Here is a 22,418-nt window from a genome sequence, read left to right as displayed (position 1 = left end):
TTAGCCGGGCCGCTCGCGGGGCATTTTTCCCGCATGTTCCCCGCTGAGAACCTGCGCGACTGGCGCGCTCACAAGGTCATCGACCCCAACGGCGACAAGATCGGTGACCTGGAGGCCGTCTACGTCGACACGGCCACCGACCAGCCCAGCTTCGCCACCGTCCGGGTCGGCATCATCGGCCGGCACCGGCTCGTCTTCGTGCCGCTGGACGGCGCCACCGTGACACCCGACGCCGTGCGCGTCCGATACGCCAAGAAGCAGGTCAGCGAGGCGCCGAGCATCGACACCGACGGCGAGCTGGCCGCCACGGACGAGCCGCGGGTCTTCGCCCACTACGACCTGCCGTACGCGGCCGGCGTCGGCGGCGAGCGCAAGCTGGCCCGGCGCTGACCCCGATTGCCGGCCCGTGGTCCCCCGGCATCGTCGCGTTCCTGACCCTCGCGTCAGGGGAGGCCGGCGCTCCCGGCGGCCTCGCCCAGCGGGAGCGCCGGCCCGCGAGCCGACTGCGCGGCGTCGAGCACCACGGGCAGCAGCCGGTCTACCTCCGCCTCGTCGTGGTCGGCGTGGCGGCGTTTGCGGACGCCGTGGTGGCTCAGGATGACGTGCGAGTCCGGCACGATGGCGTGCCGGCCCAGCGTCGCCTGGACGCAGGCGAGGGCGCAGCCGTCCAGTGCCAGGATCAGACGGCCGGAGCGAGCCAGGCGCACCAGGGAGGGCACGTCGCCGCCGAGCCCGGCGATGCACGACATCTCGGCGACGCCGAGACGATCGAGCTTGATCGCGAGCGCGTTGGCGAGTTGCGCCGCGCTCGAACAGCCGGAGCAGGAATACACCAGCGGGGCGCCGTTCACCGGCGAACCGCCGTCGTCGGCCGACCGGCGCTCCGGTCGAGTCGGTGCGGTCCGTTGCTGCACTCGGTCGGTCAATGCGTACTCCTGGGATCCGTGGTGCCGTTCACCATGCCCGGGCACCGGCGACGCGGACAGAGGAGAAGGCCCCTACCGCCGCCCACTTCCGCTGGGATGCGGGGTCGTCCGGCCGGTGTCGTTCGGTTCAGTGGTGGATCGCGTCGGCGGTGATCCGGGTGGCGTGCAGGCGCACCACCACGGCCCGGTCGCCGCGCCGGCCGGCCGGGAGCAGCTCGGCACGCCCGCGGAGCTGCAGGAACCGCCCGGTGTCGCCCGGGTCGACGATCAGCAGGCTCGCGGCCGGGTTCGCCCGCAGGTTGCGGCCGCTGCGACTGTCCAGGGTGGTGCTCAGCCGGGTGCACCGGCCGTCGTAGCCGACCCGGACCAGGCAGGAGTGCGGCGCGCCGCCCGGCAGCAGGGTGCTCAGGACGCCCACCGCCGGCGCCGCGACCAGGTCCAGGTGGGAGGCGGGTACGGGCACGTCGCGCTGTGTGCCGGTCACCCCGGACCACCCCCGTCCGGCCCGTCGGCCGCGACCACGTGGCCCGGCCGGATCCGGCACAGCATGGGCGTCTCGGTGGCGGCCAGCGCGGCCGGCACCACGTCACCGAAGTAGCGCACCGGGCGCCCGAGGTACTTCGAGGCCAACTCGTCGAGGTGGGCGCCGGCGCCGGTCCGGGTCGTCTCCGCCACCCGGCCGCGGATCTCCAGGTAGCGCCCCGGCCGCTGCGGGTCGTAGCACAGCAGCGTCACCCGGGGATCGCGGCGTATGTTGCGTTCCTTCCGGAAGCCGAGCATGGTGTTGACCCGCACGAACTCGCCGTCGCGGTCGCACCACACCACCGAGGTCTGCGGCGTGCCGTCCGGCATCAGGGTGGTCAGCGCCGCGACCGGCGGGCACTCGGCCAGGTCGGCGTGCGATGCCGGGATCTCGGCCAGGTCGGCGTGTGGTGCCGGGATCAGCGCCGCCGGCTCGGGCGCCGGGTGGGCGGGCCGGCGGAAGGCGGCCACCGCCGCCGTTCGCGCCGCACCTGCCCGGTCCGGCCGGGCCGCGGACCGGCCGATCAGCGTGACCGGCTGGCCGCCGAGGTCGGCGTGCAGGGCCGGGCCGCCACCGGCGAGGTCGCGGCCGAACACCACCCGGAACGTCCCCTGCCCGGCATCGGTGAGGTCGACCCGGAACACGTACGGGTCGTCGGGGTCGTCGGGGTGCAGCGGGACGCCCCGCCGGAGCGCGGGCACCGGGGTCAGCGCCCGGATCATCAAGCGCCCACCGCGGGCGAACACCTCGACGCCGCCGGGAAGGGCCAGCCGGCCGCGCAGGTCGGAGATCCGCGGCCGCAGCCGGTAGCGCCCGCACAGCGTCCGCCAGATCTCCGGCCGGTGCGCGATCCCGGCCCGCACCGTGTCGGGCGGCGCGCCGAGCAGCTCCCGCAGCAGGTCCTTGGCCTCCCGTTCCATCCAGCCGAACGCCCCCGGCGACCCGTTGGTGAGCGCGACCACGGCCGGCCCGCCGTCCGGCGCCGCCCACAGCGTGGTGTTGAAGCCGGGCAGGATCCCGTCGTGCCCGATCAGGAGGTGCCCGCCGGCCTCGGCCCGGGCGAAGCCGAGTCCCCAGCCGGGCAGGCGGGGATCCGGGGTGAACTGGCACTCGGCCATCGCCGTCAGGGTCGCCGGCGCCAGCACCCGGCCGTGCTCGTTCGCGCCGCCGCCGCTGAGCGCGGCCGCGAACCGGGCGAGGTCCGGGGCGGTCGAGTAGATCCCGCCGCAGCCGGCGCCGATCCAGTCGCGGTCCGGCACCGGGTACGGCCCGTGCCGCCCGACCGCGTACCCGGTGGCGAGCCGAGCCGCGAGCCGCCCGGAGCGGACCAGGCCGGTGTCCGCCATGCCCAGCGGCTCGAAGATCCGCTCGCGGAACCAGCCGGCGAGCGGGACACCACTCACGTCCTCCACGATCTGGCCGAGCGTGGCGAAACCGAGGTTCGAGTACGCGAAGTCGATCCCGGGCTCGCTCACCGGCCGCAGACCGGCGCGTAGGTGCTCGGCGAGCGACGGCATCGACTCGCCGAACGGCACACTGTGGATCGGCGGCCGGCCGCCGAACGGCCCGGCCTCCGGGTGCAGCAGGTCGGACAGGTGGCGCACCTCCGGGATGCCCGCGGTGTGGGTGAGCAGGTGCCGCACCGTCGGCCGGCGCCCGCCGGGGCGCGCCGCGACCAGCCGGTAGGAGCGCAGGTAGCAGGCGGCGGGCGCGTCCAGGTCGAGCCGGCCCTGCTCGTACAGCTGCATGACGGCGATGGCGGTGAACGGCTTGGTGATCGAGCCGACCCGGAACACCGTTCCGGCGTCGATCGGCCGCCTCGACGCGATGTCCGCCAGCCCGTGCGTGTGCAGGACCGCGAGCCGCCCGTCCCGCACGACGGCCACGGCCAGCCCGACCGCCGGATGCCGGGCAAGCCACGGCTCCACGATGACGTCGGCGTGCTCGCGTGTCTCGGCCATGACCGGCTCCTCGGTGCTCTCCCCATTTCACGCTGACCGGGGACGCCGCCGCCGACCAGAGTCACCGGCCCCGGCGTGCCGGGACGTTCTTCCCCGCGGGCCGCCGGCCGTCGGCCTGATCGGCTCGCCCGGCGGTCTTCGTTCCCGCCCGGGACCGGCCACGACGTTCAGCGTTGCCCGGGGACGGCCGCGACCACGGCGGAAGGACCCGATCGGCCGCCGGCGGTCCCTGATCCGGCCGACCGGCCGGATCAGGGCGGCCCCCACAAGGGCGCCGGTTCCGGCGGCGCCCTCAGCGCTCGAGGCGTTCGGCGAGCCAGGCCGTCGCCTGCGGGTAGCGGTAGTCGATGCCGCCGTGCGTTGCCGGGAAGAGTTCGAAGTGGATTTTCTCGTCCGGCACGCCGACGCGTGCCAGCCCCGCCCGGAACGCCTCCGCGCCCAGGTCCAGGAACCATTCGTCCTTCGTCCCGGCGTCGATCCAGATGGCTCGCTGGGAGCGCATCGCGTCGGCGTAGCGGTCGAGCATCCGGACCGGGTCCCACTCCAGCCATTTCTCCCAGAGCGACGGGATCAACTGGCCGCTGCGGGCGTCGAACGGCAACTGCGGCGTGCCGTCCGCCGCCGGGGAGAACGCGGCCGCGCAACCCAGCACCAGAAGGAGCAGCATGTCGTTCTCTTTGGTGAACGAGATGCGGCCCCGGAAATCGGCCCACCATTTCTGGATGTCGTGGTCGTAGTCGCGCAGCGCCCGCGCCGCCTTCGCGAACTCGTTCAGGTAGCAGTACTCGTACAGGGAGTCGCCCGCGTGGGTGGCCAGCGCGCCGAACAGGTCCGGCCGGAGCATCGGCGTGATCATCGCCCCGAAGCCGCCGGAGGACTTGCCACTGATGCCCCGCGAGCCGGGCGCGTCGATGGTCCGGTAATGCGCGTCGACCCAGGGCACAACCTCATTGCAGAGGTACGAGTGATAGGGCCCGGTTCCCACCGAGTCGACGAACTGTGAGCCGCCGTAGGCGGTCCACGCGTCCACGTAGACCAGGATGCAGCCGGGGGTCTCGCCGCTCGCGAACACCGCGTCGGCGGTCTCGATGAACGGCTGGCGGAACGGCTGCCGGTTCGCCCACATCGCGACGTGCCCGGAGTACCCCTGGATCACGTAGATCGCGGAGTACCGGTCCGAGCCGGCGGCGGAGTAGCCCGGCGGGGTGTAGACCCAGAGCGGGCGCACGTGCGGATCACCCAGGGGGTTGTCGCGCAACAGCACCGAGTCGATCGATTCCTGGTGCAACTGACCGGCGAGGTCGTAACTCCAAGGCAGCATGTCCCCGAGTCAACCACGGCCCGGATTTCCCCGCCTCCGATCGCGATATTTCACGTGGATGTCCAACTATTGCAGTCTTGTGTCGCGGGCTGCCACGATGACCGTCGATATCCCCCACGAGACAGGAGTCCCCGTGCCTCTCCCCAGACGCACCCTGCTCGCGGCCGCGGCCCTTTCCCCAGCCGCGGCCATCCCCACCGCAACAGCGGTCCAAGCCGCAACACCTGCCGAAGCCGCAACGACGGCCGCGTCCGCGCCCGGCGACGTCGTCGGCAAGGTCACCGTCGGCTATCAGGGCTGGTTCGCCTGCCCCGGCGACGGCGCACCGATCGGCGGCTGGTGGCACTGGAGCCGGGACCGTTTCCAGCCCCCGTCCCCCGGCAACACCACGATCGTGTCCTGGCCGGACACCCGCGACTACACGCACACCTACCCCACCGCGTACCCGAATCTCGGCAGCGGAAAGACCGCGAACCTCTTTTCCTCGTACGACCAGCAGACCGTCGACACGCACTTCCGCTGGATGCAGACGTACGGGATCGACACCGCCGCCCTGCAACGGTTCAACCCGATGGGCGACGAGGGCCCGACCCGCGACGCGATGGCCCGGAAGGTGCGTACGTCGGCCGAGGCGACCGGCCGGAAGTTCTACCTCATGTACGACGTCAGCGGCTGGTCGGCCATGCAGAACGAGATCAAGACGGACTGGTCGGGCAAGATGTCCGCACACACCTCGTCGAGCATGTACGCCCGGCAGAACGGCAAGCCGGTGGTCTGCATCTGGGGCTTCGGCTTCAACGACGACAACCACAACTTCACCGCGGCCGCCTGCCTCGACGTGATCAACTGGTTCAAGGGGCAGGGCTGCTACGTGATCGGCGGCGTGCCCACGTACTGGCGGGAGGGCAAGAACGACAGCCGCGCCGGGTACCTGGACGTCTACCACGCGTTCAACGCGATCTCGCCGTGGATGGTCGGCCGCGCCGGCGACCTCGCCGGGCTCGACTGGTTCTACGCCAACGTGAACACCGCCGACCAGGCCGACTGCGCCGCGCACGGCATCGACTACCAGCCCTGCGTGCTGCCCGGCGACCTCTCCACCGGGGCCCGCCGGCACGGCGACTACTACTGGCGCAGCATCTACAACATGGTCCGGGTCGGCGCCCAGGGCCTGTACGTGTCCATGTTCGACGAGTTCAACGAGGGCAACCAGATCGCCAAGACGGCCGAGACCGCGGCCGACACGCCCGCCGGCGCCGGCATCCGGGCGCTCGACGAGGACGGCACACCCTGCGACGCCGACTACTACCTGCGGATCACTACCGACGGCGGCAAGATGCTCAAGGGCCAGCTCGCACTGACCGCGACCCGCCCGACGAATCCAGCTGTCGGCGGCCAGCCCGCCGGAGATCTCGCACGCGGCAGACCCACCAGCGCGAGCGGCTACACCCAGGGGTATGTGCCGGGCAACGCGGTCGACGGCGACGCCGGCACCTACTGGGAGAGCGTCAACAACGCCTTCCCGCAGTGGCTCCAGGTCGACCTGGGCGGCACCTACACGGTAGGCCGATTCGTGCTCAAGCTGCCGTCGTTCTGGGGCGCCCGCACGCAGACGCTGACCATCACGGGCAGCACGAACGGCTCCACCTTCACCACCCTGGCCGGCTCCGCCCCCCGTACGTTCGATCCGGCGTCGGGAAACGCGGTGAGCGTGACCGGCACGCCCACCGCGATTCGCTACGTCCGCGTCACCGTCACCGCGAACACCGGCTGGCCCGCCGGCCAGTTGTCCGTGCTGGAGGTCTACCCGAGCTGACACCCGGCCGAACTCAGGGGTGTCGGTGAGTCGAACCGGTAGGTTCGGGTCCGATCGGTGCAACGTCCGCCCGGGTCCGGGCGTGTAGTGGACGTGACAGCAATCGTCGGAACCGGACCGGAGGCGCCGCCAGCCGTGCCGAACGAGACGTCGTCCTTCGACGAGATCTACGCAGCGCACTACGGCGACCTCACCGTGCAGCTCTACGCCTACTTCGGGGACCGGCAGGAGGCCCAGGACGTCGTCCAGGAGGCGTTCTGCCGGGCGTACGCGAGATGGCGCACCGCGTCCAGGCTCGACGATCCGGTCGCCTGGATCCGGCGGGTCGCGTGGAACCTGGCGATCAGCCGATGGCGTCACAAACGAACCGTCCGCCGGTTCCTGCGCAGCCAGCGCCCGGTGGAACCGAACGTCGACGGGCCCGAGCCGGAACGGGTCGCGCTGATCGCGGCGCTGGCCACCCTGCCCGACAACCACCGTCGCGCGATCGTGCTGCGCTACCTCGCGGATCTGACGGTCGCCGACATCGCCGACCGGGAGGGCGTGCCGGAAGGGACGGTGAAGTCCTGGCTGCACCGCGCCCGGCAGGCCTTGGCCGCCCGGCTCGACCTCGCCGAATCGGCCGGCGCGACCGCGCGGAACTCGACCGCGCAGAACTCGACCGCGCAGAACTCGACCGCGCCGGAGGAGGACCCGCGATGACCGACGACCTCGAGAAGCTCTTCCAGGAACTGCGCTCCCGCACCCTGAGCGAGATCGTCGCGCCCGGCGCGCCGCGGGTGCGAGCCACCGTACGCCGGCGATTCGTGGTCGCCACCTGGGCCGGCACCGCAGTCGTGGTCGCCGCCATACTGGTCGGCATCGGCTTCGGGCTGCGCCCGGGCACCGGCGGCGACTACGAAGCGGGCGCCCCCGGCGCGGTTCCGTCCAGCGACCAGCCGCCGGTGATGCCCGAGCCGTCGGGACCGGCGTACGACCGTGTCCAGGCGGCCGCCGACCTGCTCGCCGACCGCAGCAACACGCCGACATCGATCAACGCGACCGACGGTGTGGTCAGCTCGTCCTACCAGGACGACATGAACGACATGCCGGCCGACACCTATGCCTTCCACTTCTTCTGCGTCGGCGCCGGCCGGGTCGATGTCGTCGTCAAGCAGGGCGACTCCGGCAACACGGTGCTGGGCCAGGGCACCTCGATCTGCGCGGCTCGGGACCCGGCGCCACTTCGGCTGACGATCCGCCAGCCGACGTACGGCTATCTGCGGATCTTCGCCTCCGGTGACGCCCGGTCGACCGACCGAGCCGGTTTCGCCTTCGAGTTCCTCAGCACGACCGGTAAGACCGCCTTCGGCCCGTCCGGGCCGCCGTACACGTTCTCGCCCTCCGCCGGGTCGCTCCCGATCGGAACCCTGCCGGTCGAGTCCTCGCCGTCGAACTGACCGTCTAGCCCTAGCCCGGGAACGGCGATGTCGATCAATATCCGGGCTCGATCGCGCGGCGCCCACCGCCGCGGGCTGATGTCGCACCGCCAACGTTTTGTGGTCCTGACGGGTAATCTGCACGTCGGGACACCCGACGAAAGGTAGCGGATCATGAGCGGCGACAGCGACAGCGACACGGGCGCCGACATCGCGGAGCCGTCGGGTGAGAGCGGCGACGCCGTCCTCGCCCGTGTCACCCGGGGCATGGCCGTCATCGACGTCAACGGCGAGCAGGCCGGCACGGTCGGCGGAGTCCAGTTCGCGGGTACCGACGTGCTGCCGGAGGCCCCGCTCGGGATCGCCGAGGACCTGGTTGACACCGGCTACGTACTCATCGACGGCGCCGGGCACCTGGCCAACGACGCGTACGCCGGGGGCGATCAGATCGACGACGTAACCGACGTGGTCCTGCTGAACGTGCCCCGCCTGGACCTGGTCCGGGTCGGGTCCACGACGGCCTGACGCCGTCCCCGCGCGGTACCGGAGGTCGGCTGCCGGCCACAGCGGTGTGGGCCGGCGAACTCGGCCGCCTGTCGAGCCCCGCGCCGATCAGCTCGAGGCCGCGGAACAGGTCCTCGCACTCGGCGACGTTGCGGGGGCTCGGTCGGGGAGACGCGCAAACTGTAGCGCTCCGCCCGGCCGGATCAACCGGCCGGGCGGGCGGGCAAGCACGTCGATCAGACCTGACCGGCCGTGCGGGCGCCGGGTCGCAGGTAGACGGCCCAGGTGACCAGCACGCACAGCGCGTAGAAGGCGATGAACCCGACGTACGCCGCGTCCGCGCTCTTGGTCTCCAGGAAGGACTGCCGGAAGGCCAGGTTCACCAGCACGCCGCCGAGGGCGCCGACCGCTCCGGCGATGCCGATCACCGCGCCGGACAGCCGCCGGGCCTTCGGCTCATCGGCCGGGTGCTTGGCCTTGAAGATCGCCGGGATCATCTTGTACGTCGAGCCGTTGCCGACGCCGCTGAGGATGAACAGCGCCACGAAGCCGACGATGTACAGCGGCAGCGACTTCGACTGGGCGGCCAGCAGCACGACCGAGGCGCCGACCGCCATCGCGATGAAGTTCACGAAGGTCACCTTCGCGCCGCCGAGCCGGTCCGCGAGGGCCCCGCCGAGCGGGCGGATCAGCGAGCCGAGCAGCGGCCCGAGGAAGGTCAGGTACGCGGCCTTGACCGGGGTGCCGAACTCGGTGTGGAACTGCACCTGCAGCACCTGGCCGAAGGCGAACCCGAAGCCGATGAACGACCCGAAGGTGCCGATGTAGAGCAGCGACATGATCCAGGTGTGCGGCTCGCGGGTGGCGTCCCGCATCGCGCGCTTCTCACTGCGTACCTGGGAAAGGTTGTCCATGTAGAACGCCGCGCACAGGGCGGCGATCACGATCAGCGGGATGTAGATGCCGGCCACCAGGCCCGGGTGGCCGGCGCCGAAGACGGCCAGCACGAACAGGCCGACCAGCTGCACGGCGGCGACGCCGAGGTTGCCGCCGCCGGCGTTGATGCCGAGCGCCCAGCCCTTGAGCCGGTTCGGGTAGAACGCGTTGATGTTGGTCATCGAGGAGGCGAAGTTGCCGCCGCCGACGCCGGCCACCGCGGCCAGGATGATCAGTGTCGTATAGGAGACGCCCGGCTTGATCAGGAAGGCCGCGAGCACCGCGGGGACCAGCAGCAGCGAGGCGCTGAAGACGGTCCAGTTGCGGCCGCCGAAGCGGGCCACCGCGAAGCTGTACGGGATCCGCAGGGCCGCGCCGACCAGCGTCGGCACCGCCGTGAGCAGGAACTTTCCGGCCGGGTCGATGCCGTAGGCGGGGCCGAGGAAGAGCACCAGAACCGACCACAGCGACCACACCGAGAAGCCGATGTGCTCCGAGAAGATCGAGAAGATCAGGTTCCGGCGGGCGATCCGGGCGCCGCCGTTCGTCCAGAAGGTGCGGTCCTCCGGGGCCCAGTCGTCGATCCAGTGTCCGCGAACGGTGACTGCGGGGCGGGCAACGGGCAACGTAGTTGTCATGTCAGATCTCCAAGAGAATCTCGTCGTTGTCAATGCGGACGGGATAGGTGGAGACCGGCGACTGACCGCTGAGCGAACAGCCCGTCGAGAGGTCCCAGGCGTATAGGTGGAGGGGGCAGACGACCTGCTTCAGGTCGATCTGCCCGTCCGCGAGCGGGCCGCCCTTGTGCGGGCACACGGCGGAGAGTGCCCGGATCGAGCCGTCGCGGAGCCGGAACACGGCGATCATCTCGCCGTCGATGGCGAAGGTGCGGCCTTCCCCGACGGGGATGTCGTGGATCGTGCCGAGCGAGCGCAGCGTCTTCATGCCCGCACCGGAACCTGGGGCAGCACGGTCAGCGGCAGCGAGGTGCGGAACTGTCCCGGGGTCACCGGCTCGGCACGTTCCTTCCACGGATCCCGATAGGCGCCGACCGCCGCGTCCATCCGAGCGTCCAGCTCGGCGGCGATGCCCTCGGCGTCCTCCACCACCACCGCCCGGATCTTCTCGATCCCGACCCGCGGCACCCACGCATAAGTACGCTCCAGCCAGTTCCCATTCTCCCGGTAGTACTGCAGGAACCGCCCGGTCAACGTGATGACTTCGTCCGGCGAGGACACGGTGGCCAGCAGATCACCCTTGCGGACATGCGCGCCGGCCGCACCACCGACGTAGATCTCCCAACGGCCGCCGTCAACAGCAACAACACCCAGATCCTTGACGTACGCCTCGGCACAGTTCCGCGGGCAGCCAGTGACCGCAAGCTTCATCTTCCCCGGCCCCTCGATCCCCTGGAACCGCTCCTCGATCGCAATCCCGAGGGCGGTGGAATCGCCGACGCCGAACCGGCAGAAGTCCGACCCCACACACGTCTTCACCGTGCGGAAACTCTTCGCGTACGCATACCCCGACGGCATGTCCAACTCGGCCCAGATCTGCGGCAACTTCTCCTTCGGAATACCCAGCAGATCGATCCGCTGACCACCGGTCAACTTCACCATCGGCACCCCATGCCGCTCGGCCACCTCAGCAATCCGCCTCAGATCAGCCGGAGTGGTGACACCACCCTTCATCTGCGGCACCACCGAAAACGTGCCATCACGCTGAATGTTCGCGTGCACCCGATCATTGATGAACCGGGCGTCCCGCTCATCGACGTACTCGGCGCCCCACATCATCTTCAGCAGCGACGCCAAACCCATCTTGCTCTTCGCGTCCTCCTCACCGCCCAGCTTCGCGAACACCGACGACACCGACTTCAGCTGATAGAGCCGGATCGCATCCATCAACTCCGGCTTCGGCATCGGCACACCCGGCACGTAATACGACGCGGCCGGATCCTCCTCGACCTCACCACCCGCCGCCCACTCCACAATCCGCCGCACCAACGGCTTACAGGTGCCACAACCCTTCCCCGCCCGCGTCTTGTCCATGACACCGCCGACGGTCCTGCAGCCACTGTCCACACAGGCCTTGATTTCGCCCTTGCCGACGCCGTTGCAGTTGCACACCTGCTCGTCGTCGGCCATCTCGGCCGGGCTCACCTCGCCGACCGGACCGCCCAGGTCGAACAACAACCCGGCCCGATCCTCCGGCAACGGCAACCCTCGATCGAACGCCTGCATCAGAAACGCGGCCTTGCGGTTGTCGCCGACCAGGATGGCGCCCACCAGCCGCCCGTCGCGGATGACCGCGCTCTTGTAGACACCCTTCCTCGGCTCGGCGTACTCGATCAGCTCGTCGTCCTCCTGCTGCGGCTCGAGCAGGCCCATCGAGGCGACGTCGACGCCGGCCACCTTCAGCTTCGTGGCGATCTGGGAGCCGTGGTACGCGGCCTGCCGGTTGGCGCCGGTGAGGTGGTCGGCGAGCACCTTGGCCTGGTCCCACAGCGGGGCGACGAGGCCGTACAACTCGCCGCGGTGCTGCGCGCACTCGCCGACGACATAGATGTCGTCCTCGCCCTGGGCGAGCATCTGGTCGTCGACCACGATGCCGCGCTCGACGACCAGGCCGCTGTCCGCCGCGACCTGGGTGTTGGGCCGGATGCCGGCGGCCACCACCACCACGTCGCACTCGATGTGGCGGCCGTCGGCGAGCTTGACCCCGGTGACCGCGTGCTTGCCGGTGATCTCGGTGGTCATCCCGTTGACGATCACGTCGATGCCGAGCTTCTGCTCCACGGCGGTCTTCAGGGTCGCGCCGGCCCGCTCGTTGAGCTGCCTCTCCATCAGGTGGCCCACGGCGTGCACGAGGGTCACGTGCGGCATGTGGTTCTGCAAGCCGCGGGCGGCCTCGAGGCCGAGCAGGCCGCCGCCGATGACGACCGCACGCTCGTGCTCCTTGGCGTACCGGATCATCGCGCGGGTGTCGTCGAGCGTGCGGAACACGAAGACGCCCTGGTGGTAGCCGCGGCCCGGGACGTGCGCACCCTTGATCGGCGGGACGAAGGCCGAGCTGCCGGTGGCGATCACCAGCTTGTCGTACGGGGTGGCGGTCCCGTCGGTGGCGTACACCTGTTTGGATTTCCGGTCGATCCGCTCGATGCGGACCCCGGCGTGCAGCGTGATGCCGTTCTCGGCGTACCAGGAAAGGTCGTTCAGGAAGATGCCGGACTCGTCCTCCACGCCCGCGAGCACATTGGACAGCATGATCCGGTTGTAGTTGCCGTAGGGTTCGTCGCCGAACATCGTGATGTCGAAGTCGCCGCCCCGGGCGAGGATCTCCTCCACCGTCCGGGCGCCGGCCATGCCGTTTCCAATGACCACCAAGCGCTGTTTAATCACGACGAGGATATTTCCGGGCCATTGTTTTCTGCCCGGACCGTCGCGATTGCGCGAACGTTCGGAAAACCCTACAAGCGACCGTACGCGGTTGTGAGAACCCGCAGCGCTACGGCGCCCGCCAGAACGCGCCGGGCAACTCGGCCACCTCGGCACCCGAGCGTTCCAGGTCGGCGGCCCAGGGCAGCATCCGCCGGAAGGTCGGCTCGCCGGTCTCGGCCAGCTCGCGGATCACCGCGACGTTGCGCTCGACCCGCCCGAGGATCGCGTCGCGCACCGCGGCCGGGTCGCCGGTGTAGCCGTACGCGTCGAGGAACAGGTGGAACCGCCGGCGGCGGTCGGCCGGGTCGGTGAACCCGACCGGCTCGGCTATCCCGGCGGTCAGCAGCGGCGTCCAGGTGAGCGCCGAGAAGGCCAGGTCGCCCTCGCGCTCGGACGGGCCGGCGGTGTCCCAGTCGACGAAGCCGACCAGGCCGTCCTCCCCCCAGACCGCGTTCCACGGCGCGGCGTCCAGATGGGCGATGACCAGGCCCGGCTGCCACGGCCGCCCGGTGAACCAGACCGCGCCGTCGGCCGGCCGGAACGTCTCGGTCAGGTCGTGCAACCGGCGCAGCCACCGGCCGACCTGCCGCAGCGCGCCGTCCGACCGCACCCACTCCGGCCACGGCGAGGTCTCGCCCAGGGTCAGCCCGGGCAGGAAGGTCAGCCGCTCGCGCCCCTGGTCGTCGAAGCCCCGGGCGAACGGCGCGCCGGCGAAGCCGGCGTCCTCGAGGTGCCGCAGCACCGAGTGCACGCTCGCCGTCCACGGCTCGGCCCGGCGGCGAACCTCGTCGCCCACCCGTACCGCCCCGAAACTGCGGCCGCCGGCCAGCTTCTCTTCGGTCACGGGTCCGTTTCTACCCGGGTCAGGCCCCCACCGCGACCGAATACTCGCCGGCTCCCATCCCGGCGGCATCCCGCGCCTGCTCGTAGCGGCGCAGCACGAGCCCGGCCACCGCGGGGTCCAGGCAGAGCGGCGGCGTCACGACATCGGCCCCGGCGCGGTGCAGGGTGCGGTAGAAGAGCCCCTCCGCCAGCAGATAGGCGGCGATCGCGATCCGGCGCGCACCACCCCGGCGCAGATCGGCGACCACATCCGCCACCTTCGGGTCGCTCCCCGAGGCGTACGCCACCTGCGCGCCCACCCGCGCGGCCAACTCCCGAATGCTCGCTCGCCAGCCCGGATCCGCCGACCCGGCCGCGGCCAGCACCACGGCGTCCGCCCGCGGCAGGTTCCGGGTCAGGCTCTGCAGAAGCACCTCGTCCGGGCCGAGCGTCCCCGCCACCGGGATCCCCGTCCCGGCCACCGCCTCGGCGATGTCCACCCGCACGTGGTAGCCGGCCGACAGCAACAGCGGCACCACCACCGCGTCGCGCACCCCGGCCACCACCTCGGCGACGTGCGGCCGCTGGACATCCACGTAGGAGAGCCGCACGTCGAGGTCCGGCCGCCGGCGCGCGACGGCGCCGACGAGCTCGCGGATCTGCCGCTGACCGGATGCCGATCGGGTGCCGTGGGCCACGGCGAGCAATGTGGGTCTCAACAGGGCGCTGCCTCTCTCTGCTGTGGTGTCCGGGCAGCGTCGACCGGGATCCTGTTACGCGGGCTCGTCCACGCGCAGGCGGTAGCCGCGCTTGATGACGGTCTCGATGTGCTTGCCGGAGCCGAGCGCGGTGCGTAACCGGGCCACCGCGACGTCGACGGCGTGCCCGTCGTTGCCGCGCGGCAGCACGGCGATCAACTGGTCCTTCGACACGACCGCGCCCGGCCGGGCGGCCAGCGCGCCGAGGATGGCCATCGTGGCCGGTGCCAGCGGCCGGAAGACGTCGTCCAGCAGCACCGCGTGCCCGCGGACCTCCAGCGTCTCGCCCGCCACGCGCAGCCGGACCGCGCGCTTGGGCAGCTCGTCGGTGAGCGTCTTGATCAGCGCGCCGAGCCGGAACCGCTCCGGCATCACCACCGGCACCGCCCGCTCGGCCAGCGGTGCCGCGGTGACCGGGCCGACGCAGGCGACCAGGGTGTCCGCGCGGAAGCGGTCGAGCACCCCGTCGGCGTCCCCGCCGGCCAGGCTCAGGAACGACCTGACCGCGGGCGCGCTGGTGAAGGTGATCGCGTCGATCTGCCCGGCGACGATCTGCTCGACCAGGCGGCGCACCGGCGCGACGTCCGGCGGCGGAACCCACCGGTAGACCGGCACCTCGACCACGGCGGCGCCGGCGGCCCGCAACGCGGCCACGAACTCGGTCTGCGGCTCGCCGTGCTCCTGCACCACGATGCGGTGCCCGGCGATGCCCTCGTCGAGCAGCTTGGCCAGGATCTCCTCGGAGGCCTCGGTCTTGGCCGCCCACTCCTCGGTGAGCCCGGCCGCCCGGATCGCGCCGCACGGTTTGGGGCCGCGGGCGAGGATCCGCGCCTGGCCGAGCACCTCGCGCAGCCGATCGCCGAGCCCCCAGCCCTCGGCGGCCTCGACCCAGCCGCGGAACCCGAAGCCGGTGGTCGCGATGACCAGGTCGGGAGCGAGACCGATGCAGGCCTCGGTGGCGGCGTGCAGGGCGTCGTCGTCGGCGAGCGGCACGATGGTGAGCGCCGAGGCGGTCACCACCCGGGCCCCGCGACGCTGCAACAGCGCCGCCATCTCGTCCCGGCGCCGCTCGGCGGTCACCGCGACGGTGAAGCCCGCCAGCGCGCCCTCGCTCATCCGCTCCCCATCCCGCCCGCGCCGTTCCGCAAGCTTGCCTGCCGCAAGCGTTGCGAGCTGCGGTTACCGCTTCGTCGAACCGGGGTTTCGGTGGCGTCAACGCGCATGCACAACCGGGCTTTCCCGGTTGTGAGACCAGGTTACTCGGGGTCCTCGACGATCCGGCGGACGCCGGCCCGCAGCCGGTACACCTCGATCCGGCCGTCGATGAAGCCGATCCGGTAGTCACGGCCGAAGACGGGATTGCCGGCCTGGACGGCGTCGCGCTTGCCCAGCAGGCCGTCGGTGCGGCCCGCGTCGTACGCGCGGAACTCGTCATCCATCGAGCTTGCCGCCCATCGCCTGGCGGATCGCGGCGACCAGCGCGTCCTCGAACGCGGCGAGCTGCCCGTCGACGAGGCCGACCTGGTAGTCGGCGCCGGTCTCCGGGTTCTCCGCGCGACCCGCGTCCTCGCGGCCGGCCCGGCCGTCCGCGTGGCCCTCACCGTAGGCAACAAGAGCGTCGTCCATCCCGGCTCCCCTCACTCTGTGTCAGGGAGACACTGTCACGAACAGTGATCTTCGCGCCCACCGGCCGATCGGCCAGAAATGGCTGCGCGGGTGTGACGGACCTCCCCCTCGAGGCCCGGCACACCCGCGACAACTACGCAGCGCGACGGTCGCGCCGCGGACGGCTCACGCCGGGCGCGGCAGCAGGCCCGACATCCGCCAGAACGGCTTGCCCGGCCCATCGACCAGATCGAGATCATTGAGGTACGCGACGACGCGCTCGCCGGACCATCGGAGGGTCTCGCGGAAGCGCGGGTTGGCCAGCGCCGCCCGATGACCGACCGCCGGGTCGATGCCCACCGACCGGTACACGTCGGGGTGGATCAGTCGCGTGCCGCACAGGTGTGCGGCCCGGCCGATCACCAGCTTGTCGAAGGTGAGCCGCCCCCGGCCGGCCGCGCGCACCTGACGGGCCAGCTCCTCCCGGGCGTACCGGACGTGCCGGGCCTCCTCGACCACGTGGATCCGGCTGACCATCCGGACCAGCGGCTGCAGCTGCTCGTCGGCCATCGCCTCGCGCTGCAGCGTGTCCAGGATCTCCTCGCAGATCAGGATCGCGGCGAACATGCGCGGGCCGACGCCGGTGGCACCGATCCACTTGCCCAGGAACGCGTCGACCCCGCCCGGGCGGTAGACCGGGGTGCCCAGCTTGGCGATCATCCGGCCGAACATCACCGAGTGCCGGCACTCGTCGGCGATCTCGGTGAGCGCGTACTGCGCGTGCGCGGTGGTCGGGTCCTGCTTGTAGTAGCCCCGGACGAGCAGCTGCATGAGGATCGTCTCGAACCAGACGCCGAGCCCGGCGATGCTGGCCAGCTCGTGCCGGGTCAGCGTGATCCGCTGCTCCTCGGTCAGCCCCTCCCAGAGCGACGTGCCGTTGAGGCTCGAGCGGTGCGGGGGCACGAAGTAGAGGCCCGGGACGAACGGCGCCTCCCAGTCGATCTCCACCTCGGGGTCGTACGAGTGCTCGGCGGAGGAACTCAGGAGGCGCGTGGCGGTGCGTTCGCGGTCCGTCGTCGTCATGATCTCCTCCAGTGGCTGTGACAGACTTGACGTTACCTCCGGTAACAGTTACTTGTAGTACTATGAACCGCGAAGAGGAGCCGGTCAATACCGACGGGCGCCGCGGCCGCTGGGCCGGGCACCGCGAGCAGCGGCGCGCCGAGCTCACCGAGGCGGCCATCGAGGCGATCCGTGAGCTCGGCCCCGACGTGGCGATGGACGCGATCGCCGCGCATGCCGGGGTCAGCAAGCCGGTGCTCTACCGCTACTTCGCCGACAAGTCGCAGCTGTGGCTCGCGGTCGGGCAGCGCGCGGCCGAGATGGTCGTCGAGGCCATCGCCCCGGCGGTCGCCCAGGTCCGCGAGGAGCGGGACGTGATCGCGGCGGCGATCGACGCGTACCTCGCACACATCGCCGCGGACACCGAGCTCTACCAGTTCGTGGTGCACCAGCCGGACGTGGCGCGCAGCCGGGACGTGGTCGCCGACGTGGTCGACACGGTGGCCAGCGGCATGGCCCGGATCTTCGGCGACCGGCTGCGGGCCCGCGGGCTCGACTCGGGCGCGGCGCTGCCCTGGGCGTACGGGGTGGTCGGCTACGTGCAGACGGTCGGCGACTGGTGGCTGCGCCAGCAGCAGCCGATCAGCCGCGAGGCGCTCGGCGACTACCTGACGACGTTTCTGTGGGGCGGCGTGTCCGGCATCGCGCACGCCGCCGACATCCCCGGCGGTCTCGCCGCCTACCAGGAGGAGACGAGGCATGGACTCGCCTGACTACGAGACCAGACTTCCCGACGAGGAGTATCGCGGCCCGGCCACGCTGCGGATCGGCGACCAGGACCTGACCGTGTCGATCCGGGTGTCCGCGCACTTCGAGCCGGTCGAGGGCCGGTTCCGCTGGGCCGGGCGCACGACGCCGGACGACGATCTGCGGTCGCGGGTCAGCTCGGGCCTGCGCGACGGGCAGCTGACCATCGGGAAGTCGCCCCGGACCCCGGTGAAACTCAGCGAGCCGGACCCGTGGGGCGGCATCCGGCTCTCCGGCACGGGCACCCCGCCGTGGTTCCACTGAGCCGCCGGTCAGCCGTCCCGGCGCAGGTCGCGCGGGCTCTTGCCGAACCAGCGGCGGACCGCGCGGGTCAGCGCCGACTGCTCGGTGAGGCCGACCATCGCGGTGACCTGGCTGAACGGAAGGTCCGTGGTGGTGATCAGGCGGTGCGCGGTCTCCCGGCGTACCCCGTCCTGCAGCTGGTCGAAGGTGGTGCCCGCGGCGGCGAGCCGGCGCTGCAGGGTGCGCGGATGGGTCTGCAGGCGGCGGGCGACCGCGGCGATGTCGGCCGGCGACGAGCCGAGCGACTGGGTGATCAGCCGGCGCACCTGCTCGTCGAGGGGCTGCTCGGGGGCCGGGAAGTGGGCGCGCATGTAGTCGAGGGCCACCTCGCGCAGCACCCGGTTCGCGCCGTCGACCCGGGCCTCGGTCACCGACACCGGCACCCGCAGCACGGCGGCCGGCTGCCCGAAACGGACGTCCGCGCCGAAGAACTCCGTGTAACAGGCCACGGGAGCGAGCGGACGGTGAGTGAGGTGCACCGACCGCAGTCCGTAACGTCCGCCGCTGAGCAGCACGGTGATCCGGTGCAGCAGGCCGAGGCCGTTGTCGCAGACCTGCGGCGGCATCGGGTCCATCTCCGTCGAGCCGTAGCGCAGCCCGACCACCCCGGGGCGGCCGGACGGGTCGGCGACCTGCGCGATGGTCAGCGCCGGGGAGTGCACGAAGAGGAACCGGCTCGCGCAGTCGAGCGCCTCGCCGAGGGTCGCCGAGTTCTCGATCGCGATGGCGAGCGGCCCGAGGATCGCGGTGTCCTGCCGGGCGGCCAGCCGCAGCCCCAGGTCGGGGCAGTCGCGGTCGGCCGCCGCCGCCTCCAGCAGGCGCCCGGCCACCAGCGACGGCATCACCGCGTCGTCGGTGTCGGTCAGTGCCGCGTCCACGCCGTGCGCCGCGAACAGCGCCCGGCCGTCGCCTCCGAGATCGTCGACGAGCGTGGGCAGTCCGCGCAGCCCGGCGGCTCGGACCATCGAACCCATGTCGCGAAAGGATAAATGAGTGTCGCGCGAAGGCAAGTCGGCGGGCGGGATCGGTCACGAGACTGAGACCATGGCCGATCATTTCGACGTTCTCATCATCGGCGCCGGCCTGTCCGGGATCGGCGCGGCGTGGCGGCTGCAAGAACAACTGCCGGGCAAGACGTACGCGATCCTGGAGGCCCGCGACGCGATCGGCGGGACGTGGGATCTGTTCCGCTACCCCGGCGTGCGCTCGGACTCGGACATGTACACCCTGAGCTACCCCTTCCGGCCGTGGCGCGAGCCGGAGTCGATCGCCCCGGGCGACAAGATCCGCCGGTACATCGAGGAGACGGCCGCCGACGGCGGGATCCTGCCGCACATCCGGTTCGGCGCGCGGGTGGTCACCGCCGACTGGTACACGCCCGATGCCCGCTGGACCGTCGGTCTCGCCGACGGATCGTCGCTGACCTGCAATTTCCTGTACGGCTGCGCCGGGTACTACGACTACGCGACCGGCTACCAGCCCGACTTCCCGGGTGTCGCGGACTTCTCCGGCCGGGTGATCCATCCGCAGTTCTGGCCGGCGGATCTGGACTACACCGGCAAGCGCGTCGTCGTGATCGGCAGCGGCGCGACCGCCGTGACGCTGGTGCCGGCGATGGCCGCGGACGCCGCGCAGGTGACCATGCTGCAGCGCTCCCCCACCTACATGACCGTGCTGCCGGAACGGGACGTGATCGCCGACGGGTTGCGGCGGGTGCTCCCGCTCGGCCTCGCCAACCGGCTCACCCGGGCCAAGAACATCGCGCTCACCCAGGGCTTCTACCAGCTCGCCCGGCGGCGGCCGCAGAGCGTACGGAAGCTCCTGCGGTCCGTCGCCGTTCGCGCCCTGAACGATCCGGCGTACGTGGACGAGCACTTCAACCCGAAGTACGACCCGTGGGACCAGCGCCTCTGCGTGATCCCGTCGGGCGACCTGTACCAGGCGATCAAGTCGGGCAAGGCCGGCATCGTGACCGACCACATCGACACGTTCGTGCCGGAGGGCATCCGGCTGCGCTCCGGCCGCGTGCTCGAGGCCGACATCGTCGTCTCCGCGACCGGCCTGTCGCTGCTCCCGATCGGCGGCGTGCGGGCCACGGTCGACGGCCGGCCCGTCGACATCGGCGAGACCGCCGCCTACCGCGGCATCATGCTCGGCGAGGTGCCGAACCTGGCGTACTGCATCGGTTACGTGAACGCCTCCTGGACGCTGCGCGCCGACCTGTCGCACCGCTACGTCATGCGCCTGCTCAAGCACATGGACCGCAACGGCTACGCGGTGGCGACGCCGCAGACCCCCGGCGGCCGCGGCCGACCGCTGCTGGACCTCTCGTCCGGGTACGTGCAGCGCGCGCTCGACAAGTTCCCCCGCCAGGGCGACCGCGACCCGTGGCTGGTCCGGCAGAACTACCTGCGCGACGTGCTGACCACCCCGCGCGCCGACGTCACCCGCGACATGACCTTCACCCGCCGTCCCGCCACCGCCCCCTTGGAGGAGATCGCCTCATGACCCCGTATCACTTCGGCGGCCGCACCGCCGTGCTGACCGGCGCGGCCAGCGGCATCGGCGAACAGCTGGCCTACCAGCTGGCCGCCCGCGGCAGCGACCTGGTGCTGGTCGACGTCGACGCCGCCCGGCTCGAGGAGGTCGTGGCGCGGATCGCCCGGGTCACCCCGGGCCGGTCGGTGCAGACCCTGGTCGCCGACCTGTCCGACCGTTCGGCGGTCGAGGGGGTGGCCACCCAGGTGCTGGCCGAGCACCCGGCGATCGGGCTGCTGATCAACAACGCCGGGATGGCCCTGGGCGGCCGGTTCGACCAGGTGACCGTCGACGAGTTCGAGCAGGTCATGAACGTGAACTTCCGGGCGCCGTTCCTGCTGACGCACGCGCTGCTGCCGTCGCTCAAGGCCGCGCCCGGCGCGCATCTGGTCAACGTGTCCAGCCTGTTCGGGCTGATCGCGCCGGCCGGGCAGTCCGCGTACTGCGCCAGCAAGTTCGCGTTGCGGGGGCTCAGCCAGGTGCTGCACAGCGAGCTGGCCGACGACGGCATCGGGGTCACCACCGTGCACCCGGGCGGGATCCGCACCCGGATCGCGGAGAACGCGGTGGTGGGCAGCGGGGTACCGAGCGAGGAGGTGGAGCCGAACAAGGAGCTGTTCGCCAAGCTGCTCACGTACCCGCCGGAGAAGGCCGCGCGGCAGATCCTGGACGCGGTCGCCAAGCGCAAGGCCCGGGTGTTGATCGCCGCCAGCGCGAAGCTGCCGGACCTGCTCGCCCGGCTGCTGCCGGTCGGGCACGAGCGGATCGTCAAGGCCGCGACGTCCGCGTCGGTCTCCCGCCGGCGCGCGCCGCAGGGGGTGGCCCGATGAACTACGTGACCGTACGCGACGCCCGGATCCGCTTCCACGAGACCGGCGACCCGGACGCGCCGCCGGTGGTGCTGCTGCACGGCATCGGGCGCAGCCTCGAGGACTGGTCGGCCCAGCACGAGCTGCTCTCCACCGACCACCGGGTGATCGCGGTCGACCTGCCCGGCTTCGGGCTCAGTCAGCGCCATCCGGAGAGCACCACGCTGGTGTCCCTCGCCGACGGCGTCTGGCAGACGCTGGACGCGATCGGCGAGACCCGGCCGATCCACCTGATGGGCAACAGCCTCGGCGGCGCGGTGTCGATGCAGATGGTGGTCGAGGACCCGGCCCGGGTGTCGACGCTGACCCTGGTGAACAGCGCCGGCTTCGGCCGGGAGGTCACCTTCGCGCTGCGCGCGCTGGCGATCCCCGGCATGGGCAAGCAGCTGCTGGCGCACATCGACCGGCGCACCGCGCCGCGCCTGGAGCGCACGCTGTTCGCCTCCCGGGAGATGGTCACCCCCGAGCGGATCGAGATGGCCATCAGGCTCGCCCGCCAGCCGGACTTCCGCGCGGTCTACCTGGAGATCGCGCGGGCGCTGGGCGGCATCCGGGGGGTCGCCGCGGGATGGCGCTCCGAGCTGTTGCCGCGCGTCGCCCGGCACGCCAAGCCGACGCTGGTCGTGTGGGGCGACCGCGATCACATCCTGCCGGTGTCGCACCTGCCGGCGGCCCGGGCGGCGTTCCCCGACGCGCAGTGGCACCTGTTCGAGCGCACCGGGCACATGCCGCAGCTCGAACGGCCGGCCGAGTTCGCCCAGTTGGTGCGGCCGCTGCTGGCTCAGGTCACGGCGTGAGGGCGTAGGGTC

The 22,418-nt window shown here is 71.6% G+C and carries 24 protein-coding genes; 10 read left to right on the top strand and 14 right to left on the bottom strand.

Features of this window, described 5'->3' with window-relative positions:
• Positions 1-390 (top strand): PRC-barrel domain-containing protein (locus ODJ79_RS31105; RefSeq protein WP_263027181.1); only part of this gene is annotated, 390 nt, incomplete at its 5' end.
• Between the two features lie 53 nt (positions 391-443).
• Here ODJ79_RS31105 and ODJ79_RS31100 read toward each other — a convergent pair.
• From ODJ79_RS31100 to ODJ79_RS31085, 4 genes are all read right to left on the bottom strand, one after another.
• Positions 444-926 (bottom strand): putative zinc-binding protein, encoded by a 483-nt coding sequence (locus ODJ79_RS31100; RefSeq protein WP_317620718.1) that lies wholly within the window; start codon positions 924-926, stop codon positions 444-446.
• A 127-nt stretch (positions 927-1,053) separates the two neighbouring features.
• On the bottom strand, positions 1,054-1,410 hold the full coding sequence (locus ODJ79_RS31095) for a pyridoxamine 5'-phosphate oxidase family protein (protein ID WP_263027180.1): 357 nt from the start codon (positions 1,408-1,410) through the stop codon (positions 1,054-1,056).
• Positions 1,407-3,410: a TIGR03618 family F420-dependent PPOX class oxidoreductase gene (locus ODJ79_RS31090; protein ID WP_263027179.1), complete on the bottom strand. Its 2,004-nt coding sequence runs from the start codon at positions 3,408-3,410 to the stop codon at positions 1,407-1,409. The genes ODJ79_RS31095 and ODJ79_RS31090 overlap by 4 nt, the downstream gene beginning before the upstream one ends.
• A gap of 292 nt (positions 3,411-3,702) precedes the next feature.
• A complete protein-coding gene (locus ODJ79_RS31085) occupies positions 3,703-4,731 on the bottom strand; it encodes an alpha/beta hydrolase-fold protein (RefSeq protein ID WP_263027178.1) in 1,029 nt (342 codons plus the stop codon).
• 133 nt (positions 4,732-4,864) lie between these two features.
• Between ODJ79_RS31085 and ODJ79_RS31080 the strand changes: the two genes are divergently transcribed.
• The 4 genes from ODJ79_RS31080 (at position 4,865) to ODJ79_RS31065 (ending at position 8,490) form a co-directional block, all read left to right on the top strand.
• Positions 4,865-6,547: a discoidin domain-containing protein gene (locus ODJ79_RS31080; protein WP_263027177.1), complete on the top strand. Its 1,683-nt coding sequence runs from the start codon at positions 4,865-4,867 to the stop codon at positions 6,545-6,547.
• Between the two features lie 102 nt (positions 6,548-6,649).
• Positions 6,650-7,249: an RNA polymerase sigma factor gene (locus tag ODJ79_RS31075; RefSeq protein WP_263027185.1), complete on the top strand. Its 600-nt coding sequence runs from the start codon at positions 6,650-6,652 to the stop codon at positions 7,247-7,249.
• Positions 7,246-7,986: a hypothetical protein gene (locus ODJ79_RS31070; protein WP_263027176.1), complete on the top strand. Its 741-nt coding sequence runs from the start codon at positions 7,246-7,248 to the stop codon at positions 7,984-7,986. The genes ODJ79_RS31075 and ODJ79_RS31070 overlap by 4 nt, the downstream gene beginning before the upstream one ends.
• 153 nt (positions 7,987-8,139) lie before the next feature.
• A complete protein-coding gene (locus ODJ79_RS31065; protein ID WP_263027175.1) occupies positions 8,140-8,490 on the top strand; it encodes a hypothetical protein in 351 nt (116 codons plus the stop codon).
• Between the two features lie 215 nt (positions 8,491-8,705).
• Here the strand turns inward: ODJ79_RS31065 and ODJ79_RS31060 are convergent, their stop codons facing one another.
• The 9 genes from ODJ79_RS31060 to ODJ79_RS31020 form a co-directional block, all read right to left on the bottom strand.
• A complete protein-coding gene (locus tag ODJ79_RS31060) occupies positions 8,706-10,043 on the bottom strand; it encodes a nitrate/nitrite transporter (RefSeq protein ID WP_263027174.1) in 1,338 nt (445 codons plus the stop codon).
• Between the two features lies 1 nt (position 10,044).
• The gene (locus ODJ79_RS31055; protein ID WP_263027173.1) at positions 10,045-10,350 is read right to left on the bottom strand and encodes a Rieske (2Fe-2S) protein; all 306 of its coding nucleotides are present in this window, start codon (positions 10,348-10,350) and stop codon (positions 10,045-10,047) included.
• On the bottom strand, positions 10,347-12,788 hold the full coding sequence (gene nirB / locus ODJ79_RS31050; protein WP_263027172.1) for a nitrite reductase large subunit NirB: 2,442 nt from the start codon (positions 12,786-12,788) through the stop codon (positions 10,347-10,349). Before nirB ends, ODJ79_RS31055 begins: the two co-directional genes overlap by 4 nt.
• A 124-nt stretch (positions 12,789-12,912) precedes the next feature.
• Complete coding sequence (locus ODJ79_RS31045; RefSeq protein WP_263027171.1) at positions 12,913-13,689, bottom strand: aminoglycoside phosphotransferase family protein; 777 nt, start codon at positions 13,687-13,689, stop codon at positions 12,913-12,915.
• 19 nt (positions 13,690-13,708) lie between these two features.
• Positions 13,709-14,386, bottom strand: coding sequence for a sirohydrochlorin chelatase (locus ODJ79_RS31040; protein WP_263027170.1), 678 nt, complete (start codon positions 14,384-14,386; stop codon positions 13,709-13,711).
• Between the two features lie 54 nt (positions 14,387-14,440).
• Complete coding sequence (locus ODJ79_RS31035; protein WP_263027169.1) at positions 14,441-15,541, bottom strand: uroporphyrinogen-III synthase; 1,101 nt, start codon at positions 15,539-15,541, stop codon at positions 14,441-14,443.
• Between the two features lie 140 nt (positions 15,542-15,681).
• Positions 15,682-15,864, bottom strand: coding sequence for a hypothetical protein (locus tag ODJ79_RS31030; protein WP_263027168.1), 183 nt, complete (start codon positions 15,862-15,864; stop codon positions 15,682-15,684).
• Positions 15,857-16,051: a hypothetical protein gene (locus ODJ79_RS31025; protein ID WP_263027167.1), complete on the bottom strand. Its 195-nt coding sequence runs from the start codon at positions 16,049-16,051 to the stop codon at positions 15,857-15,859. The genes ODJ79_RS31030 and ODJ79_RS31025 overlap by 8 nt, the downstream gene beginning before the upstream one ends.
• A 165-nt stretch (positions 16,052-16,216) precedes the next feature.
• A complete protein-coding gene (locus ODJ79_RS31020) occupies positions 16,217-17,113 on the bottom strand; it encodes an AurF N-oxygenase family protein (protein ID WP_263027166.1) in 897 nt (298 codons plus the stop codon).
• 62 nt (positions 17,114-17,175) lie between these two features.
• Between ODJ79_RS31020 and ODJ79_RS31015 the strand changes: the two genes are divergently transcribed.
• Positions 17,176-17,865, top strand: coding sequence for a TetR/AcrR family transcriptional regulator (locus ODJ79_RS31015; RefSeq protein WP_263027165.1), 690 nt, complete (start codon positions 17,176-17,178; stop codon positions 17,863-17,865).
• Positions 17,852-18,163, top strand: a complete 312-nt coding sequence (locus tag ODJ79_RS31010; RefSeq protein ID WP_263027164.1) for a DUF4873 domain-containing protein — start codon at positions 17,852-17,854, stop codon at positions 18,161-18,163. Before ODJ79_RS31015 ends, ODJ79_RS31010 begins: the two co-directional genes overlap by 14 nt.
• Positions 18,164-18,171: 8 nt before the next feature.
• Here the strand turns inward: ODJ79_RS31010 and ODJ79_RS31005 are convergent, their stop codons facing one another.
• Positions 18,172-19,176: an AraC family transcriptional regulator gene (locus tag ODJ79_RS31005; RefSeq protein ID WP_263027163.1), complete on the bottom strand. Its 1,005-nt coding sequence runs from the start codon at positions 19,174-19,176 to the stop codon at positions 18,172-18,174.
• Between the two features lie 70 nt (positions 19,177-19,246).
• Here ODJ79_RS31005 and ODJ79_RS31000 point away from each other — a divergent pair, with 70 nt between their 5' ends.
• The 3 genes from ODJ79_RS31000 to ODJ79_RS30990 are packed head-to-tail and all read left to right on the top strand — an operon-like array spanning position 19,247 to position 22,406.
• Positions 19,247-20,710, top strand: a complete 1,464-nt coding sequence (locus tag ODJ79_RS31000) for a flavin-containing monooxygenase (protein ID WP_263027162.1) — start codon at positions 19,247-19,249, stop codon at positions 20,708-20,710.
• Positions 20,707-21,570: an SDR family NAD(P)-dependent oxidoreductase gene (locus tag ODJ79_RS30995; RefSeq protein ID WP_263027161.1), complete on the top strand. Its 864-nt coding sequence runs from the start codon at positions 20,707-20,709 to the stop codon at positions 21,568-21,570. Before ODJ79_RS31000 ends, ODJ79_RS30995 begins: the two co-directional genes overlap by 4 nt.
• The gene (locus ODJ79_RS30990; protein ID WP_263027160.1) at positions 21,567-22,406 is read left to right on the top strand and encodes an alpha/beta fold hydrolase; all 840 of its coding nucleotides are present in this window, start codon (positions 21,567-21,569) and stop codon (positions 22,404-22,406) included. Before ODJ79_RS30995 ends, ODJ79_RS30990 begins: the two co-directional genes overlap by 4 nt.
• Positions 22,407-22,418: the final 12 nt, after the last annotated feature.

It is taken from the genome of Actinoplanes sp. KI2 (genome assembly GCF_025630775.1).
Lineage (GTDB): Bacteria > Actinomycetota > Actinomycetes > Mycobacteriales > Micromonosporaceae > Actinoplanes.
Note: the sequence above shows the minus strand (reverse complement) of the source record. Positions and strands in the feature narration are given on the sequence as shown.

Coding starts and splice junctions, on each gene's coding strand:
- ODJ79_RS31090 (WP_263027179.1), bottom strand. CDS start 3,410: ATGGCCGAGACACGCGAGCACGCCGACGTCATCGTGGAGCCGTGGCTT.
- ODJ79_RS31085 (WP_263027178.1), bottom strand. CDS start 4,731: ATGCTGCCTTGGAGTTACGACCTCGCCGGTCAGTTGCACCAGGAATCG.
- ODJ79_RS31070 (WP_263027176.1), top strand. CDS start 7,246: ATGACCGACGACCTCGAGAAGCTCTTCCAGGAACTGCGCTCCCGCACC.
- ODJ79_RS31065 (WP_263027175.1), top strand. CDS start 8,140: ATGAGCGGCGACAGCGACAGCGACACGGGCGCCGACATCGCGGAGCCG.
- ODJ79_RS31060 (WP_263027174.1), bottom strand. CDS start 10,043: ATGACAACTACGTTGCCCGTTGCCCGCCCCGCAGTCACCGTTCGCGGA.
- ODJ79_RS31055 (WP_263027173.1), bottom strand. CDS start 10,350: ATGAAGACGCTGCGCTCGCTCGGCACGATCCACGACATCCCCGTCGGG.
- ODJ79_RS31035 (WP_263027169.1), bottom strand. CDS start 15,541: ATGAGCGAGGGCGCGCTGGCGGGCTTCACCGTCGCGGTGACCGCCGAG.
- ODJ79_RS31030 (WP_263027168.1), bottom strand. CDS start 15,864: ATGGATGACGAGTTCCGCGCGTACGACGCGGGCCGCACCGACGGCCTG.
- ODJ79_RS31025 (WP_263027167.1), bottom strand. CDS start 16,051: ATGGACGACGCTCTTGTTGCCTACGGTGAGGGCCACGCGGACGGCCGG.
- ODJ79_RS31020 (WP_263027166.1), bottom strand. CDS start 17,113: ATGACGACGACGGACCGCGAACGCACCGCCACGCGCCTCCTGAGTTCC.
- ODJ79_RS31015 (WP_263027165.1), top strand. CDS start 17,176: ATGAACCGCGAAGAGGAGCCGGTCAATACCGACGGGCGCCGCGGCCGC.
- ODJ79_RS31010 (WP_263027164.1), top strand. CDS start 17,852: ATGGACTCGCCTGACTACGAGACCAGACTTCCCGACGAGGAGTATCGC.
- ODJ79_RS31005 (WP_263027163.1), bottom strand. CDS start 19,176: ATGGGTTCGATGGTCCGAGCCGCCGGGCTGCGCGGACTGCCCACGCTC.
- ODJ79_RS31000 (WP_263027162.1), top strand. CDS start 19,247: ATGGCCGATCATTTCGACGTTCTCATCATCGGCGCCGGCCTGTCCGGG.
- ODJ79_RS30995 (WP_263027161.1), top strand. CDS start 20,707: ATGACCCCGTATCACTTCGGCGGCCGCACCGCCGTGCTGACCGGCGCG.
- ODJ79_RS30990 (WP_263027160.1), top strand. CDS start 21,567: ATGAACTACGTGACCGTACGCGACGCCCGGATCCGCTTCCACGAGACC.